Origin of the sequence: Kineococcus vitellinus (assembly GCF_009906315.1) — a bacterium.
In the GTDB taxonomy this organism is placed as follows: Bacteria; Actinomycetota; Actinomycetes; order Actinomycetales; family Kineococcaceae; genus Kineococcus; species Kineococcus vitellinus.
This window is the reverse complement of record NZ_JAAALL010000100.1, coordinates 1-13,741: the sequence shown is the minus strand read 5'-3', so window position 1 is coordinate 13,741 and position 13,741 is coordinate 1. Positions and strand designations below refer to the sequence as shown.

Below are 13,741 nucleotides of genomic sequence, written 5' to 3'. Positions count from 1 at the left end.
TGCCGGGGGTGCCGGGGGTGCCGGTGCGGACCCGGCGCTGACGCGCGACCTGGCCGCGGGCACGGTCGTCGCGCTCGCCCACCCCGAGCGCGTCGCCCGCTCCCGGGGCCGCGGCTTCGCCACCGTCGGCGGCTCGGGGGTGGAGGTCGACGCCGGCAGCCCGCTGGCGGGCGCGTCCTGGCTCGCGGTCGCCGTCGCCGACCGCGTCCCGGGCCGTGCCGCCGGGCGGGTGCGGCTGGCGGCGCCGCTGAGCGAGGAGATCGCCCGCGACGTCGTCGGCACCACCGTCGTCGACGAGGTCGCCTGGCGGGCCGACGGCGGGCGCGGGGACGTCGTCGCCCGCCGCAGCGTGCGCCTGGGCGCGCTGGAGCTGTCCGAGCAGCCGCTGGCGGCGCCCGACCCGGCGGCCGTGGCGGCGGCCGTCGCGGAGGGCGTGCGCCGCGAGGGGCTGGGCCTGCTGCGCTTCGGCCCGGCCGCGCAGCTGCTGCGCCGCCGGGTCGCCTGCTGCCGCGCGGCGCTGGGCGAGCCGTGGCCCGACCTGGGCGACGAGCACCTGCTGGCCACCCTCGGCGACTGGCTGGGCGCCCAGCTGGCCGGGGTGCGCTCGCGCGCGGACCTGGCCCGCATCGACGTGACCGCCGCCCTGCGGGCGCTGCTGCCGTGGCCGCAGGCCGGCCGCCTGGACGAGCTGGCCCCCGAGCAGCTGCCGGTGCCCAGCGGGCGCTCGGTGCGCCTGGACTACGCCGACCCGGCCGCGCCGGTGCTGGCGCTGAAGCTGCAGGAGGCGTTCGGGTGGACGGCCTCCCCGCGCCTGGTGGACGGGCGGGTGCCGGTGGTGCTGCACCTGCTCTCCCCGGCGGGCCGGCCGCTGGCGGTCACCGCGGACCTCGCCTCCTTCTGGCGGGGGGCGTACGCGCAGGTGCGCAGCGAGGAGCGCGGCCGCTACCCCAAGCACCCGTGGCCGGAGGACCCGCTGACGGCGGTGGCGACCGCCCGCACGAGCGCGGCGCTCAGGACGCGGGGGCGCTGAGCCCGGGCACCGGGCCCTGCGCCGACCACGGGAAGTCGATCCAGCGGTCGGTGTCCTTCCAGCTGTACTCCGGCGCCAGCCGCGTCGTCGGCTTGCGGTAGACGACGACCGAGCGCGGGTCGGCGCCGGCCTCGCGGCACATCGCGACGACCACGCCCAGGGTGCGGCCGGTGTCGGCGACGTCGTCGACGACGAGCACGCGCCGCCCGCGCAGCTCGGTCAGGTCGACGGAGGGCGCCAGCACGACCGGTTCCTCCAGCCGGGTGTCGACGCCGGTGTAGAACTCGACGTTGATGGTGCCCGTCTCCTTCACGTCGAGCGCGTAGGCCAGTCCCGCGGCCAGCGGCAGCCCGCCGCGGGCGATGCCCAGCAGGACCTCGGGCCGGTAGCCGTCGGCGGCGATCGCGGTGGCGAGGTCCCGCACCGCGGTGCCGAACAGCGACCAGGTGAGGACTTCGCGGGGGGTCTCGGAGGTCACCGGGGCGACGATAGCCACCGCGCGGCGCGCCCCGCCGCCGCGCCCGCCGCCGTGCCCGCCGCCCGGCCCTCGGCCCGTTGCCTCGCCGTCCGCCGGGTCCGCGACCTACGATCACTGGCTGTGACGACGTTGCGCGTCGGGGTCCGCACCCCGCGGCGGCCCGGGTGAGCCCCGCGCTGGCGACCGTCGACGCCGTCGTCGTCGGCGCCGGGCAGGGCGGCCTCGCCGCGGCCTTCTTCCTGGAGCGCGCCGGGCTGGAGCCCGGCCGCGGCTTCGTCGTCCTGGACGCCGACGCCGAGCCCGGCGGCGCCTGGCGGCACCGCTGGCCGGGGCTGACGATGGCGCGGGTCAACGGCGTGCACGACCTGCCCGGCTTCCCGCTGGGCGACGTCGACCCGGCCGCCCCCGCCCGCGAGGTCGTGCCCGCCTACTTCGCCGAGTACGAGCGCCGGCTGGGGCACCCGGTGCGCAGGCCGGTGCGGGTGCTGGCGGTGCGCTCGGCCGGCCCGCGGCTGCTCGTGGACACCGGCGCGACGCGGTTCGCGGCCCGGGCCGTCGTCAACGCCACCGGCACCTGGACCAAGCCGTTCTGGCCGCACTACCCGGGGCGGGAGGGCTTCCGCGGCCGGCAGCTGCACACGGCCGACTGGGCCGGCCCGGCCGAGTTCGCCGGCCGCCACGTGGTCGTCGTCGGCGGCGGCGTCTCGGCCGTGCAGCACCTCGCCGAGCTCGCCGCCGCGGGAGCGGCCACCACGTGGGTGACCCGGCGCGAGCCGGTCTTCCACGAGCAGTTCGACGTCGACGCGCGCCGCGCGGCCGTGGCGGTCGTGGCCGAGCGGGTCGCCGCCGGCGAGCCGCCGGGCAGCGTGGTCTCGGCCACGGGCCTGGTGCTGACCCCCGAGGTGGCCGCGCTGCGCGAGAGCGGGGTGCTCAAGCGCCACCCGGCCTTCGCGCGGGTGCTGCCCGACGGGGTGGCCTGGGCGGACGGCTCGGTGCAGCAGGCCGACGCGATCCTGTGGGCCACCGGCTTCCGGCCCGCGGTGCACCACCTGCGCCCGCTGCGCCTGCGCGAGCCGGGCGGCGGCATCCTCGTCGAGGGCACCCGGGCGGTGCGCGAGCCCCGGCTGCACCTGGTGGGGTACGGCCCGTCGGCGAGCACCGTGGGAGCCTCCCGGGCCGCGCGCGAGGCCGTCCGGGACGTCGCCGCGCTCCTCGCCGGGCGCTGACGGCCCCACCCACGGCGTCTCGGATCGCGAGATCCGGTGTCCGCGATGTGGACGAGCGGGGCGGCGCCCGCCAGGGTCGGCCCATGCCGAACGCCCGCACCGCCGAGCAGCCCGCCCGCTACGTCCACGGCTACGCCCCCGCCGTCCAGCGCTCGCACGGGTGGCGCACCGCCGAGAACTCCGCGGCCCACCTGCTCGCGCACCTGCGCCCGGGGCAGTCGCTGCTCGACGTGGGCTGCGGCGTCGGCACGATCACCGCCGACCTGGCCGCCCGCGTCGCCCCCGGCCGCGTCGTCGGCGTCGACGTCTCCGAGGACGTCCTGGCGACCGCGCGCGCGAGCGCCGCCGAGCGCGGGGTCCACGTCGACCTGCGCACCGCCGACGCCACCGCGCTGCCCTTCGCCGACGGCGGCTTCGACGTCGTGCACGCCCACCAGGTGCTCCAGCACGTCCCCGACCCCGTCGCCGTGCTGCGCGAGATGCGCCGCGTCGCGCGCCCCGGCGGCCTCGTCGCCGTGCGCGAGGCCGACTTCGCCAGCGTCTCCTTCCACCCCGCGCCGCCCGGGCTGCGCGCCTGGCTCGACGGCTACCGGGCCACCGCCCGCGCCGCCGGCGGCGAGCCGGACGCCGGCGCGCGGCTGCTGTCGTGGGCCCGCGCCGCCGGTTTCCGCGACGTCGTCCCCTCGGCCTCGGTGTGGACGTTCGCCACCCCGGAGCAGCGCGCCTGGTGGGGCGGGACCTGGGCCGAGCGCGTGGAGGCCTCCGCCCTGACGGAGCGCCTGCGCGAGAACGGCTTCGACGACGAGGCGCTGGCCCGCAGCGCCGCCGGCTGGCGGGCCTGGGCCGCCGACGAGGACGGCTGGATGACGATGGTCCACGGCGAGCTGCTCTGCCGCGCCTGAGCGGGCGGCCCGGGCGCCGCCGGGTCGGCTCCGCGCCGGCTCAGGCGCCGACCGCGGCCGTGGCGGCCCGCAGCCGGCGCAGGTCCGCGCGGTAGCCCTCGGGCATCTCCTCGGGCGGCACCGGGCGCCCGCGGTGGGTCCACGTCAGCAGGTGCTCGGGGGAGAAGGAGCGCGAGCACCTGCCGCACGCCACCAGCCGCGACGGGCGCCTGTGCCGCGTCGCGGTGTGCCCGGCGGGGCAGGTGCCCGTCCACGGCCCCGCCGGCCGCGGCCCGGGGGCCGTGCGCTCGCCGCTGCAGCCCAGCCGCAGCGCCGTCGCCCGCCACAGCGCGTCGTGGCCGTGCTCGGTGCCGACGAGGGCGTGCGCGATCTCGTGCAGCACCGTGTCGCGGACCTCCTCGGGCGCGTGCAGCCGGGCCAGCGGCGCGCTGAGCCCGATCTCCCGGCGCGCGGGCCGGCACACGCCCGCCCGCGTCCTGGCCCGGTCCAGCACGATGCGCCAGCCCGCCGGCCCGTGTTCGGCCAGCAGCTCCCGCGCCATCGCCAGCGCCTCGTCCACGTCCACCCGCACACCCCACCACGCGCCGCCGACACCGATCGCTGCCAGGGTGGCGCCGTGGTGGACGCGATCGTCGTGGGGGCCGGGCCCAACGGGCTGGCGGCCGCCGTCGTGCTGGCCCGCGCCGGCCTGGAGGTCGAGGTCCACGAGCGGGCCGCCACCGCCGGCGGCGGCGCCCGCACCCGGGAGGTCACCCTGCCCGGCCACCGCCACGACACCGGCTCCGCCGTGCACCCGATGGCGCTGGCCTCCCCGTTCTTCCGCGCCTTCGACCTGCCCGCGCACGGGGTGCGGATGCTGCAGCCGGAGGTCGCCTACGGCCACCCCCTCGACGACGGCACCGCCGGCCTGGCGCTGCGCGACCTGGCGGCCACCGCCGACGGCCTGGGCGCCGACGGCCCCGCCTGGCGCTCGCTGCTGGGCCCGCTGGCCCGGCGCTGGCGCGGGGTGGTGGACCTGGCCCTGTCGGACCTGCGGCACCTGCCGCCGGACCCGCTCGCCGCGGCCCTGCTGGCCGCGGCGGTCGCCGAGCAGGGCGGCCCGGCCTGGGGCGCGCGCTTCCGCACCGCCCGGGCCGCCGCCCTGCTCACCGGTGTCGCCACCCACGCCGTGGCGCCCCCGCGCGGGCTCGGCCCGGCGGGCGCGGGGCTGCTGCTGGCCACCCTGGCGCACGCCGTCGGCTGGCCGGTGCCCGAGGGCGGCTCGCAGGCGATCTCGGACGCGCTCGTCGCCGACCTGAGCGCCCACGGCGGCCGCCTCGTGCTGGGCAGCGACGTCACCGACCTGCGCGAGCTGCCGCGAGCCGGTGCGGTGCTGCTCGACGTCGCGCCGAGCGGGCTGCTGGCCCTGGCCGGCGACGCCCTGCCCGCCCGCTACGCGCGGGCGCTGCGCCGCTACCGGCACGCCTCGGCGGCCGCGCCGGTGCACTTCGCGCTCTCCGGCCCGGTGCCGTGGACGGCGCCGGGGCTGGCGCGGGCGGGCACCGTCCACCTCGGCGGCGAGCGCGCCGAGATGGTCGCCACCGAGCGCGCGGTCGCCCGCGGCCACCACCCCGAGCGCCCCTTCGTGCTGCTGAGCCAGCCGACGGTGCTCGACCCGAGCCGGGCGCCGGACGGGCACCACGTGCTGTGGACGTACGCGCACGTGCCGCTGGGCTCCACGCTCGACCCCGGGGACGCCGTGCAGGCCCAGGTGGAGCGCTTCGCCCCCGGCTTCGGCGACCTCGTCCTGGCCCGCACGGGGGTGTCCGCGGCCGAGCTGGGCCGCGACGACCCCACCCTCGTCGGCGGGGACATCGCCGGCGGTGCCGCCACGCCCTGGCAGCTGCTGTTCCGGCCGGTGGTGCGCTGGGACCCGCACGAGACGCCGCTGGAGGGCGTCTACCTGTGCTCGTCGGCCACCGCCCCCGGTCCCGGGGTGCACGGGATGGCCGGGGTGCACGCGGCGCGGCGGGCGCTGCGCCAGCGCTTCGGGGTCCGCGTCGGCCCGGACGGACTCAGCCCAGCAGGGCGGAGACGAGCATCGCCAGGACGACCGTGTTGAAGGCGAACGCCAGCAGCGCGTGCCCGAGCACCACCCGGCGCACGGCGGCCGCGGTCACCGTCACGTCCGTCGTCCCGAAGGTCGTGGAGACCGCGGCGGAGAAGTACAGGTAGTCGCCGAACCCGCGGGGCGCCTCGCCGGGCCACTCCAGGCCGCCGGCCGCGCAGTCGCGGCGGGCGTAGTCGGCGGCGTAGGCGACGACGACCGTGACCCAGGCCAGGACGACGACGGCCGCGGTGACGGCGGTGAAGCCCACGGAGGTGCTGCTGACGTCCGTGGCCGCCAGCCCGACGGCCGCCAGCAGCGCGAGCGCCGAGAACGTCACGGCCACCTCGGCGCCCGCGCCCGCCTGCAGCCAGCGCCGCCACCAGACCCCCCGCCGCAGCGTCGACTCCGTGCGCCGGCCCGCGAAGTCGACGCCGAAGGCCAGCAGGGTCAGCCCCGAGTACGTCAGCAGAGCGGCCGGCACGACGACGAGGCCCAGGGCCACCCGGTCGTAGGGCCCGTCGGCGGGCACGAGCAGCTGCGACAGCAGCGAGACCGCCGTGGCCAGGAGGAAGGCGAGGTAGTACCGCCCCGACTCCGAGCGCAGCACGCGCGGCAGGCGGGGGGCCGCGGCCGGCGGTGCGGTCGTCATGGGCGCAACGTAGCGAGGCGCGCCGGTAGGATTGGCTCCCGTGACCCCCGCCGAGCTCTCCACCGCCCTGAGGGAGGCCCTGGCCGCCGCCGTCGCCGCCGGGGAGCTGTCCCTCGACCCCGCCGACGTCCCGGCCGAGGTCCGCGTGGAGCGCCCGAAGAACCGCGAGCACGGCGACTGGGCGACCAACGTCGCCCTGCAGCTGGCCAAGAAGGCCGGCCGGCCGCCGCGCGAGGTGGCCGCCGTGCTGCAGCAGCGGCTGCTGGCCGTCGACGGCGTGCGGGCCGTCGAGACCGCCGGCCCCGGCTTCCTCAACATCACCCTGGAGGCCGCCGCCGCCGGCGAGCTGGCGCGCACGGTCGTCGAGGCCGGTGCCGCCTTCGGGCGCGCGGCCGCCCCGAGCGGGGAGAAGGTCAACCTCGAGTTCGTCTCGGCCAACCCCACGGGACCCATCCACCTCGGCGGCACCCGCTGGGCCGCGGTCGGCGACTCGCTGGCGCGCATCCTCACCGCCGGCGGCGCTGAGGTGACGCGGGAGTACTACTTCAACGACCACGGCGCGCAGATCGACCGCTTCGCGCGCTCGCTGCTGGCGGCCGCGCACGGCGAGCCCACCCCCGAGGACGGCTACGGCGGCGCGTACGTCGGCGAGATCGCCGCCCGGATCGTCGGCACCGCCCCCGGCCTGCTGCAGCAGCCGCGCGCGGAGCAGCAGGAGGTCCTGCGCCGCGAGGGCGTCGAGCTGATGTTCGGCGAGATCCGCAAGAGCCTGGCGGAGTTCGGCGTCGAGTTCGACGTCTACTTCCACGAGGACTCCCTGCACACCTCCGGCGCGGTGGAGCGGGCCATCGCCAAGCTGCGCGAGCTGGGCCGCGTCTACGAGGCCGACGGTGCGACGTGGCTGCGCACCAGCGACTTCGGCGACGACAAGGACCGCGTCGTCGTCAAGAGCGACGGCCAGCCCGCCTACATCTCCGGCGACCTCGCCTACTACCTGGACAAGCGCGAGCGCGGCTTCGAGCGCTGCGTGCTCATGCTCGGCGCCGACCACCACGGCTACATCGGCCGGATGATGGCCATGTGCGCCGCGTTCGGCGACGTCCCCGGCAAGAACCTCGAGATCCTCATCGGGCAGATGGTCAACCTGCTCAAGGACGGCAAGCCGGTCCGGATGAGCAAGCGCGCCGGCACCGTCGTCACGCTGGAGGACCTCGTCGAGCACGTCGGCGTGGACGCCGCCCGCTACTCGCTGGTGCGCTCCTCGGTGGACAGCCCCATCGACATCGACCTGGACCTGCTCACCCGGCGCAGCAACGACAACCCGGTGTTCTACGTGCAGTACGCGCACGCGCGCACCGCGAACGTGGCCGTCAACGCGGCCTCGGCCGGGGTGCGCCGCGAGGACGCCTTCGACCCCTCGCTGCTCGTCGACGAGACCGAGTCGCTGCTGCTGGCCGCGCTCGCGGAGTTCCCCGCCGTCGTCGCCCGGGCGGGGGAGCTGCGCGAGCCGCACCGCGTCGCGCGCTACCTGGAGGAGCTGGCCGGCCGGTTCCACAAGTTCTACGACTCCTGCCGCGTCACCCCGCGCGCGGACGAGGAGGTCACCGACGTGCACCGCACGCGGTTGTGGCTCAACGACGCGACGCGGCAGGTGCTGGCCAACGGCCTCGCGCTGCTCGGCGTCTCCGCCCCGGAGAGGATGTAGTGTCCCGCACCCACGAGGCCGGGCAGCTGCACACGCCCGGCAGCTCCTCGATCGCCGTCGTCCCCGCGTGGCTGCGCCCGCCGGCGGACGTCAACGAACTGCTCCCGCAGCTGTGGTCGCGCACCGTCGAGCGCACCCCCGCCGGCGCGCTGCGCGTGGGCGGGGTCGACGTCGCCGAGCTGGCGGCCACGTACGGCACCCCGCTCTACGTCGTCGACGAGCTGGACTTCCGCTCGCGCGCGGTCGCCTTCCGCGACGCCTTCGCCGACGCGTTCGCCGACCTGTGCGGCGGCGCCGACGTCTACTACGCCTCCAAGGCGTTCCTGGCCACGGGCGTGGCCCGCTGGATCGCCGAGGACGGCCTGCACCTGGACACCTCCTCCGGCGGCGAGCTCGCCCTGGGGCTGCGCGGCGGCGTCCTGCCGGGCCGGATCGCGTTGCACGGCAACAACAAGTCCCGCGCCGAGATCGCCACGGCCCTGGAGGCCGGGGTGGGCCGCATCGTCGTCGACTCCCTGGAGGAGATCGACGTCGTCGCCGACCTCGCCCACGAGCGCGGCGTGGTGGCGCCGGTGGTGCTGCGCGTGACCGTGGGCGTGGAGGCGCACACCCACTCCTACATCGCCACCGCCCACGAGGACCAGAAGTTCGGCCTGTCGCTGGGCTCGGGCGCGGCCGAGGCGGGCGTGGCCAAGGTCCTCGCGCGCCCCGAGCTGGACCTGCACGGGCTGCACAGCCACATCGGCTCGCAGATCTTCGACATGGGCGGCTTCGAGGTCTCCGCGCGCCGGCTGCTCGGCCTGCACCGCAGCGTCGAGCGCGAGCACGGCGTCACGCTGCCCGAGATCGACCTCGGCGGCGGCTACGGCATCGCCTACACCTCCGAGCACGCGCCGCTGCCGCCGGCCGAGATCGCCGGGCGGCTGGCCGAGATCGTGGCCCGCGAGTGCCTCGTGCAGGGCATCGCCGTGCCGCGGGTGTCGGTGGAACCGGGACGCGCGATCGCCGGGCCCAGCACGTTCACCCTCTACGAGGTCGGCACGACCAAGGAGGTCGCCCTCGACGCCGGGGCGCGGCGGCGCTACGTCTCGGTCGACGGCGGCATGAGCGACAACATCCGCACCGCCCTCTACGACGCGGACTACTCCGCGACGATCGCCTCGCGCGCCTCGAGCGCGCCCGGGGTGCTCTCGCGGGTCGTCGGCAAGCACTGCGAGAGCGGCGACGTCATCGTCAAGGACGAGTTCCTGCCGGCGGACGCGCGGGCCGGCGACCTGCTCGCCGTCCCCGGCACGGGCGCCTACTGCCGCAGCATGGCGAGCAACTACAACCAGGTCCCGCGCCCGGCCGTGGTGTCGGTGCGCGAGGGGTCCTCGCGCGTGCTGGTGCGCCGCGAGACGCCCGCGGACCTGCTGGCGCTCGACGCGGGCTGACCCGGGCCCGGCCCGCGGCGGCCGGGCGCGGAGCGGACCGCGTGGACGGGGCCGCGGGCCGCGGGTGAGAGGGTGGAGCCGACCGTGCTGGACGGTCGGCTGGACGACGGGGGGACTGCTGCGGTGGAGCCGGTGAAGGTCGCGCTGCTCGGGTGCGGGGTCGTGGGCACCGAGGTGGCGCGGCTGCTGACGTCGCAGTCCGAGGAGCTCGCCGCGCGCGCGGGCGCCCCGCTGGAGCTGGTCGGCATCGCGGTGCGCCGCACCGGCCGCGACCGCGGGCTGCCGGTCGACGAGGCGCTGTTCACCACCGACGCCGAGGAGCTGGTCACCCGCGCCGACGTCGTCGTCGAGGTGATCGGCGGGATCGAGCCGGCCCGCACGCTGGTGCTGCGGGCCATGGAGCACGGCGCCTCCGTCGTCACCGCCAACAAGGCGCTGCTGGCCGCGGACGGCCCCGTCCTCTACGAGGCGGCCGCCAAGAACGCCGTCGACCTGTACTTCGAGGCCTCGGTGGCCGGCGCGATCCCGCTGCTGCGCCCGCTGCGCGAGTCGCTGGCCGGCGACCGCGTCAGCCGCGTGCTGGGCATCGTCAACGGCACGACGAACTACGTGCTCGACCAGATGGACACCTCCGGCATGGGCTTCGCCGAGGCCGTCGAGCAGGCGCAGGCCCTCGGCTACGCCGAGGCCGACCCGACCGCCGACGTGGAGGGCTTCGACGCCGCCGCCAAGGCCGCCATCCTCGCCTCGCTGGCCTTCCACACGCGCGTGAGCCTGGACGACGTGCACCGCGAGGGCATCACCGAGGTGAGCGCCGCGGACGTGCGCGCCGCGCAGGTGCAGGGCTGCGTCGTGAAGCTGCTGGCCATCTGCGAGCGCAGCAGGGACGCGGAGGGCAACGAGTCCGTCTCGGTGCGCGTGCACCCGGCGATGCTGCCGCGCGAGCACCAGCTGGCCGGGGTGCGCGGCGCCTTCAACGCCGTCTACGTCGAGGCCGAGGCGGCCGGGCAGCTGATGTTCTACGGCCCCGGCGCCGGCGGCCGCCCGACGGCCAGCGCCGTCCTCGGCGACGTCGTCGCGGTGGCCCGGCACAAGCTGCTCGGCGGGCTGGGGCCGCGGGAGTCCGCGTACGCGGACCTGGCCGTGCAGCCGATGGCGGACACCGTCACGCGCTACCACGTGCGCCTGGACGTGGCCGACCGCCCGGGCGTGCTCGCGCAGGTCGCGGGCGTCTTCGCCGCGCACGGCGTCTCCATCGAGGCCGTGCAGCAGCGCCAGGACGACGCGGGCCGGGCGGTCCTCGTCGTCGTCACGCACAGCGCTCCCGACGCCGCGCTCGCCGCGACCGTCGACGAGCTGGAGGACCTGGAGATCGTCGACTCGGTGGCGGGCGTGCTGCGCGTGGAAGGCGTGGACACCGCACCCGGTGGGAGGGAGGACGCCTGATGGCGCACGTGTGGCGGGGCCTCATCGAGGAGTACCGGGACCGGCTGCCCGTGACCGCGGACACCCCCGTGGTCACGCTGGGCGAGGGCGGCACCCCGCTCGTGCCCGCCCGGCACCTGTCCGAGCGGGCGCGCGGGCGCGTCTACCTCAAGGTCGAGGGCTGCAACCCGACGGCGTCCTTCAAGGACCGCGGGATGACGATGGCCATGAGCAAGGCCAAGGAGAACGGCGCCGAGGTCGTCATCTGCGCCTCCACCGGCAACACCTCCGCCTCCGCCGCGGCGTACGCGACGGCGGCCGGCATCAAGTGCGCCGTCCTCGTGCCGGACGGCAAGATCGCCATGGGCAAGCTCTCGCAGGCCGTCGCCCACGGCGCGACGCTGCTGCAGGTCGACGGCAACTTCGACGACTGCCTCACCCAGGCCCGCAAGCTCGCCGAGGCGTACCCGGTCGAGCTGGTGAACTCGGTGAACCCGTTCCGCATCGAGGGCCAGAAGACCGGCGCCTTCGAGGTCGTCGACGTGCTCGGGGACGCCCCCGACATCCACGCGCTGCCCGTCGGCAACGCCGGCAACATCACCGCGTACTGGAAGGGCTACACCGAGTACGCGCGTGACGGGGTCGCCACCCGCACGCCGAAGATGTGGGGCTTCCAGGCCGCCGGCGCCGCGCCCATCGTCAAGGGCCACCCCGTCGACGACCCCGAGACCATCGCCACCGCCATCCGCATCGGCCACCCGGCCTCCTGGAGCGGGGCGACGAGCGCGCGCGACTCCTCCGGCGGGCGCATCGACGCCGTCAGCGACGAGCAGATCCTCGCCGCCCACCGCTGGCTGTCCTCCCGGGAGGGCGTCTTCGTCGAGCCCGCCTCCGCGGCCGGCGTGGCGGGGCTGCTGGCCGCGTGCGAGGCCGGCGAGGTGGAGCCGGACCAGACGATCGTCATCACCGTCACCGGCCACGGGCTGAAGGACCCCCAGTGGGCCCTGGAGCTGGCCGGCGGCGCCGGCGGCGCCGACGGGCAGGCCTCGCGCCGCCCGGTGCAGCCGGTGCGGGTGCAGCCGGACGCGGTGACCATCGCGCGCGCCCTGGGCATGGACGTCTGAGCGGTGTCCGCCCCCACGCGCGAGGCGGCGCTCGCGCCCCTGCCCACCGGCACCGCCGTGACGGTGCGCGTGCCCGCCACGAGCGCCAACCTCGGCCCCGGCTTCGACGCCTTCGGCCTGGCGCTCGACCTCGTCGACGAGGTGCGCGCGCGCACCGTGCCGTCGGGTCTGCGGGTGCGGGTCGAGGGGGAGGGCGCCGGGCGGGTGCCCGACGACGAGCGCCACCTCGTGGTGCGCGTCCTGCGCGAGGAGCTGGCCGCGGCCGGGTACACCGCGGCGGGGTTGGAGCTGGTGTGCCGCAACGCCATCCCGCACGGTCGCGGGCTGGGCTCGTCGGCCTCGGCCATCGTGGCGGGCCTGGCCGCGGCGCGGGCCCTGCTGGCCGCCGCCGGCGTGGTCTCCGAGCCGGAGGACCTCGTGCGCGAGCGCCTGCTCGCGGAGTCCTCCCGCCGCGAGGGGCACCCGGACAACGCCGCCCCGGCCGTCTTCGGCGGCTTCACCATCGCCTGGACGCACGGGGACGACCCGACGCACCCGGAGGCGGTGCGCTCGGTGCGGCTGCCGGTGCACCCGCGGGTGCGCGCCGTGGTGTGCGTGCCCTCCGAGGAGCTGGCCACCTCGCGCGCGCGGGCGCTGCTGCCCGCGACCGTCGCGCACGGCGACGCCGCGCTGACCGCCGGCCGGGCGGGACTGCTCGTGCACGCCCTGACGAGCGCGCCGGAGCTGCTGCTCGACGCCACCGTGGAGCGCCTGCACCAGGCGCAGCGCGCGCCCGCCATGCCGCGGACGGCCGCTCTGCTCGCTGCGCTGCGCGCCGAGGGGCTCGCGGCGGTCGTGTCGGGGGCGGGACCGAGCGCGCTGGTGCTGACGACGCCCGAGCGGACGGCGGACGTGGAGCGGACCGCCGCCGCGGCGGAGGGCTGGCGCGTGCTCTCCCGGCCCGTCGCCGACCGCGGCGTCCGCTGGGACGCCGACTGAGCCCTGCCCACCCGCAGCCCGCTCCCGGCCCCACCCGCAGCCGGTGGCGCGGGGCCGCTGCGGCGGTGCGCGGCGACGCGCCGGGCACCCGAACGGGGGAGGGGGAACTCCGCCGGGGTCTCGGGTGTTAGGATCGACGTCAGCACTCACCGGCGGGGCGCTCCTCTGCAGCGCACGTTCTCCTGCCTCCGGGTGCGTCTCCACGATCGATCAGCGCCTTCGCGCGTCCGTGGACCCAATTCCTGCCCGATCGGGCAGTCAGTGCGACAGCCCCGGACCCGACACGCAGGACCGCGGGCAGGTCGTTCTCGACGAGGGGGAAGGACCTTCGTGACCGACACCACCGACATCGCTGCCACCGACGGCACGGCGACCGACGGGGCCGTCGACGCGCCCGCGCGCCGCACCGGCAGCCTCTCCGCCCTGCGCCTGCCGCAGCTGCAGGCCCTCGCGGCCGAGCTGGGCATCAGCGGCACCGGCCGCATGCGCAAGGTGGACCTGCTGGCCGCCATCCGCGAGCACCAGGCCGCTGTGCCCACCCGCGCCGCGCGCACCCAGCCGGCCCCCGAGGTCCAGGCCGCTCAGGTCCAGGCCGCTCAGGCCCCGGCCCCGCAGGTCCAGGCCCCGCAGGTCCCGGCCGACGCCGCCGCGGCCCCCGAGGCCGCCGCCGCGCAGGAGGCCCCCGCCGCCCCGGCGCGGCGG

At 77.4% G+C, this 13,741-nt stretch carries 13 protein-coding genes; 10 read left to right on the top strand and 3 right to left on the bottom strand.

Annotated elements, in window-relative coordinates; genetic code table 11:
- The coding region (locus tag GTQ99_RS10780) for an ATP-dependent helicase C-terminal domain-containing protein (protein WP_276612145.1) at positions 1–1,030 on the top strand (1,030 nt) is incomplete at its 5' end.
- Here GTQ99_RS10780 and GTQ99_RS10775 read toward each other — a convergent pair.
- Positions 1,011–1,508 (bottom strand): phosphoribosyltransferase family protein, encoded by a 498-nt coding sequence (locus tag GTQ99_RS10775; protein ID WP_166615730.1) that lies wholly within the window; start codon positions 1,506–1,508, stop codon positions 1,011–1,013. The two genes, GTQ99_RS10780 and GTQ99_RS10775, sit on opposite strands and share 20 nt — an antisense overlap.
- Before the next feature lie 164 nt (positions 1,509–1,672).
- On the opposite strand from GTQ99_RS10775, the gene GTQ99_RS10770 reads away from it, so the two are divergent.
- Positions 1,673–2,734, top strand: a complete 1,062-nt coding sequence (locus GTQ99_RS10770; RefSeq protein WP_338074912.1) for an NAD(P)-binding domain-containing protein — start codon at positions 1,673–1,675, stop codon at positions 2,732–2,734.
- 83 nt (positions 2,735–2,817) lie between these two features.
- Positions 2,818–3,636, top strand: a complete 819-nt coding sequence (locus GTQ99_RS10765; protein ID WP_166615729.1) for a methyltransferase domain-containing protein — start codon at positions 2,818–2,820, stop codon at positions 3,634–3,636.
- A gap of 40 nt (positions 3,637–3,676) precedes the next feature.
- Here GTQ99_RS10765 and GTQ99_RS10760 read toward each other — a convergent pair whose 3' ends face one another.
- Complete coding sequence (locus GTQ99_RS10760; protein WP_166615728.1) at positions 3,677–4,201, bottom strand: SprT-like domain-containing protein; 525 nt, start codon at positions 4,199–4,201, stop codon at positions 3,677–3,679.
- 51 nt (positions 4,202–4,252) lie between these two features.
- Between GTQ99_RS10760 and GTQ99_RS10755 the strand changes: the two genes are divergently transcribed.
- The gene (locus GTQ99_RS10755; RefSeq protein ID WP_338074911.1) at positions 4,253–5,737 is read left to right on the top strand and encodes a phytoene desaturase family protein; all 1,485 of its coding nucleotides are present in this window, start codon (positions 4,253–4,255) and stop codon (positions 5,735–5,737) included.
- Here the strand turns inward: GTQ99_RS10755 and GTQ99_RS10750 are convergent.
- Positions 5,691–6,374: a DUF1345 domain-containing protein gene (locus GTQ99_RS10750; RefSeq protein WP_166615727.1), complete on the bottom strand. Its 684-nt coding sequence runs from the start codon at positions 6,372–6,374 to the stop codon at positions 5,691–5,693. The genes GTQ99_RS10755 and GTQ99_RS10750 overlap by 47 nt on opposite strands.
- A gap of 40 nt (positions 6,375–6,414) precedes the next feature.
- On the opposite strand from GTQ99_RS10750, the gene argS reads away from it, so the two are divergent.
- From argS to GTQ99_RS25075, 6 genes are all read left to right on the top strand, one after another.
- The gene (gene argS / locus GTQ99_RS10745; RefSeq protein ID WP_166615726.1) at positions 6,415–8,079 is read left to right on the top strand and encodes an arginine--tRNA ligase; all 1,665 of its coding nucleotides are present in this window, start codon (positions 6,415–6,417) and stop codon (positions 8,077–8,079) included.
- Positions 8,079–9,512 (top strand): diaminopimelate decarboxylase, encoded by a 1,434-nt coding sequence (lysA, locus tag GTQ99_RS10740; RefSeq protein ID WP_338074910.1) that lies wholly within the window; start codon positions 8,079–8,081, stop codon positions 9,510–9,512. The genes argS and lysA overlap by 1 nt, the downstream gene beginning before the upstream one ends.
- A gap of 84 nt (positions 9,513–9,596) precedes the next feature.
- Positions 9,597–10,958, top strand: coding sequence for a homoserine dehydrogenase (locus GTQ99_RS10735; RefSeq protein WP_338074909.1), 1,362 nt, complete (start codon positions 9,597–9,599; stop codon positions 10,956–10,958).
- Positions 10,958–12,061 carry a threonine synthase gene (thrC, locus tag GTQ99_RS10730; RefSeq protein WP_166615725.1) on the top strand — a complete coding sequence of 368 codons (1,104 nt, stop codon included), beginning with the start codon at positions 10,958–10,960 and terminating at the stop codon, positions 12,059–12,061. Before GTQ99_RS10735 ends, thrC begins: the two co-directional genes overlap by 1 nt.
- 3 nt (positions 12,062–12,064) lie before the next feature.
- Entirely contained in the window at positions 12,065–13,039 is a 975-nt protein-coding gene (gene thrB, locus GTQ99_RS10725) for a homoserine kinase (protein WP_338074908.1), read from the top strand.
- Positions 13,040–13,369: 330 nt separating this feature from the next.
- Positions 13,370–13,741, top strand: a 372-nt coding sequence (locus tag GTQ99_RS25075; protein WP_338074907.1) for a Rho termination factor N-terminal domain-containing protein, incomplete at its 3' end; no start/stop codon positions are given.

Coding starts and splice junctions, on each gene's coding strand:
- GTQ99_RS10765 (WP_166615729.1), top strand. CDS start 2,818: ATGCCGAACGCCCGCACCGCCGAGCAGCCCGCCCGCTACGTCCACGGC.
- GTQ99_RS10750 (WP_166615727.1), bottom strand. CDS start 6,374: ATGACGACCGCACCGCCGGCCGCGGCCCCCCGCCTGCCGCGCGTGCTG.
- thrC (WP_166615725.1), top strand. CDS start 10,958: ATGGCGCACGTGTGGCGGGGCCTCATCGAGGAGTACCGGGACCGGCTG.